The sequence below is a fragment of the Kribbella sp. genome, assembly GCF_035655035.1.
Taxonomy (GTDB): Bacteria; Actinomycetota; Actinomycetes; order Propionibacteriales; family Kribbellaceae; genus Kribbella.
Map to the genome: position 1 here is coordinate 1 of NZ_DASRVN010000611.1, position 2,825 is coordinate 2,825.

Annotated in this window: 3 protein-coding genes and 1 other RNA gene; 1 reads left to right on the forward strand and 3 read right to left on the reverse strand. The window is 68.3% G+C overall.

Annotated features, from left to right (window positions below; translation table 11 throughout):
• Window positions 1-69 precede the first annotated feature (69 nt).
• From VFF46_RS32185 to VFF46_RS32195, 3 genes are all read right to left on the reverse strand, one after another.
• Window positions 70-633, reverse strand: coding sequence for a phosphotransferase-like protein (locus VFF46_RS32185; protein ID WP_325041005.1), 564 nt, complete (start codon window positions 631-633; stop codon window positions 70-72).
• 67 nt (window positions 634-700) lie between these two features.
• An RNA gene (gene rnpB / locus VFF46_RS32190) (RNase P RNA component class A) lies at window positions 701-1,122 on the reverse strand.
• Window positions 1,123-1,132: 10 nt separating this feature from the next.
• Complete coding sequence (locus VFF46_RS32195) at window positions 1,133-1,501, reverse strand: DUF952 domain-containing protein (protein WP_325041006.1); 369 nt, start codon at window positions 1,499-1,501, stop codon at window positions 1,133-1,135.
• A 44-nt stretch (window positions 1,502-1,545) separates the two neighbouring features.
• On the opposite strand from VFF46_RS32195, the gene VFF46_RS32200 reads away from it, so the two are divergent.
• On the forward strand, window positions 1,546-2,825 hold a 1,280-nt coding region (locus VFF46_RS32200; RefSeq protein ID WP_325041007.1), incomplete at its 3' end, for a S10 family peptidase.

The following is a 2,825-nucleotide window of genomic DNA, read 5'->3' on the forward strand; positions in this document are numbered from 1 at the left end:
GTGGTGTGGGGCTTGAGGTGAGGTGGTGTTGGTGGTTGGGGTGCTCTTGGGGGTGAGGCTTTCGGGGGGCTAGAGGAGGGCGGCGATGGTTGTGGCGCGTTGTTCGGGGGTGAGGGTGGTGGTGTCGAGGGTCAGGTCGAAGGGGCCTTCCATGCCGTGGCCGTAGTGGCCGCGGGCGTTGCCCAGGTGGCGGCCGTGGTTGCGGTTCAGCTCACGCTCCTCGATCACCTCGAGCGGTGCTTGGAGCGCGATCCAGTGGACGTCGTACGCCGCCAGCGCCCGGCGCCAGGCGGGCATGATGGTCGGGTCGATGGGCATTTCGTCGAGGATGAGGTTGTTGCCGGCGTCGAGGAGGGCGACGACGGCGGCTCGCATGCCGGCGAACATGCGTACGCCGGCGTCGCCGTAGTACGTGATGATCCGCGGCTTGCCGTCCGGGTCCGTGACGGTCTCCTGCCAGAACCCGGGGCCCGGGCCGCGTCGGTGGCCGCCCCAGTCGGACGGGAACATGTCGTAGAAGTGATCCAGCCCGACGACGAGGTACGGCTCCGGCAGGATCGCTTGCAACGCCCGCGCGGTCGTCGACTTCCCGACGCTGGACGTCCCCACGAGCCCGATCAGCCGCCCAGTCATACCCGGTCTCCTCCGTCGCGTCTGCCCAGTCGTGGCGGATGGTTGTTGGCCGGTGGGTGAGTGGTGGGGAACGGGTCGGTCTGTAAGCCGGATTCTGTGGTGGCGATCATCCATCTACGGTGACCGTTGCCGGGCACCTCCAGCGGCCTACCCGCGAGCTCGGGCGGGCAGCCCTCGAACGCTCGCGCGGACGGTGGTTTCCCGCCGCCCTTCTTGGCCTTGCTCCACGTGGGGTTTACCTAGCCTCCGCAGTCACCTGCGGAGCTGGTGGTCTCTTACACCACCGTTTCACCCTCACCCGCACTCCGGTGAACCACGGGGTTCACCGGAGCCGCTGGCGGTCTGTTCTCTGTGGCACTGTCCCGCGGGTTACCCCGGGTGGGCGTTACCCACCACGCTGCCCTGTGGAGTCCGGACTTTCCTCGGCGCCCCGGTCAGCAGTACCGAAGCACTCCTGGACCAGGACGACGCGATCGCCCGACCGACCCGTTCCGTCTCTTCAGGATACGGCCTCGGCGGACACCTCGGGCCACAGGCCGTCCGGACCCCGGCGATACGGCCGTACGTCGACCACCGCGTCCAGGTTCAACGGCCCGTAGATGTGCGGGAAGCTCATCCCGGTCCCGTCCAGGTCCTCGTCGCACAGCGCGGACACCAGCCGGGCGGTGTCGATCACGAGCAGGCACAGCGGTACGTTGACATCGTCGTACGCGAAGTTGGCCACCATCGCGACCTGCTCGGGGCGGGAGGCGTGGATGAAGGTCGCGCCGTCGTCGAGGCTCTTGCCGCGCGTCGACCACCGGTAGCACCCGGCCGCGACCGCCGCCTCCCACTGCTCCGGGAACGCGATATGGAAAATCGTCGCCATAAACCCAACGCTAGCGCCCACATGCGTGGATTAAGGTGCTCGGCATGGCCACCGAGGAGCAGAGCGACACCGAGACCAAGCCCGCCGAGCCGGTCGACGACCTGGTCACGACGCGGCACACGCTGACCGTCGACGGACAGGAGTTGCGGTACACCGCGAACACGGGGCGGATCGTGCTGCGCGAGGAGGTGTACACCGACGGCAAGTTCGAGGGGCTGAAGCCGAAGGCCGAGGTGTTCCTGACCGCGTACACGCTGGACGACGCGGAGGTGAAGGACCGGCCGGTGACGTTCGCGTTCAACGGTGGGCCGGGGTCGTCGAGCCTCTGGCTGCACCTCGGTCTGCTCGGGCCGCGCCGGGTGGTGTCGGGTGACGCCGGTGAGCTGGCGCCGCCGCCGTACGAGATCGTCGACAACGCGGAGACGCTGCTGAAGTACAGCGACGTCGTGTTCATCGACCCGGTGTCGACCGGGTTCTCGCGGGCCGCGGAGGGGGAGAAGCCGGGCGACTACCACGGGTTCACCCGGGACCTGGAGTCGGTCGGCGAGGTGATCCGGCTGTGGACGTCGCGGAACGGGCGCTGGATGTCGCCGAAGTTCCTCGCGGGGGAGTCCTACGGTACGACGCGGGCGGCCGGGCTGGCGGCGCATCTACAGCAGCGGTGCGGGATGTACCTGAACGGCGTGATGCTGATCTCGGCGGTGCTGGAGTTCGGCACGCTCGACTTCACGCCGGGCAACGACCTGCCGTACACGCTGTTCCTGCCGACGTACGCCGCGATCGCGCACTACCACGGTCTGGTCCCGGACCGGGAGCTGGACGAACTGCTCGCCGACGCGGAACGGTTCGCGGCCGGGCGGTACCCGAATGCGCTTGCCCAGGGCAACCGGATCCCGGCGGACTACCGCGCCGAGGTGGTCACCCGGCTGGCCGAGCTGACCGGGCTCAGCGAGGACTACATCGACCGGGTGAACCTCCGGATCGAGCACATGAGGTTCTTCGGCGAACTGCTCAGATCGCGCCGCCTGACGGTGGGCCGGCTCGACGGCCGCTTCACCGGCTGGAACGCGGACTACGGTTCGGAGACCCCGGACCGCGACCCGTCGATGAGCGCGATCACCGGTCCGTACTCCACGGCGCTGAACCACTACGTGCGGGTCGAGCTCGGGTACGAGAACGACGTACCGTACGAGATCATCAACATGGACGCCGCGAAGAACTGGTCGTTCAAGGAGTTCGAGGGCCAGCAGATCACGGTCGCGGAGAAGCTCGCCGAGGCGATGCGCGACAACCCGCACCTGAAGGTGTACGTCGCGTCCGGCCA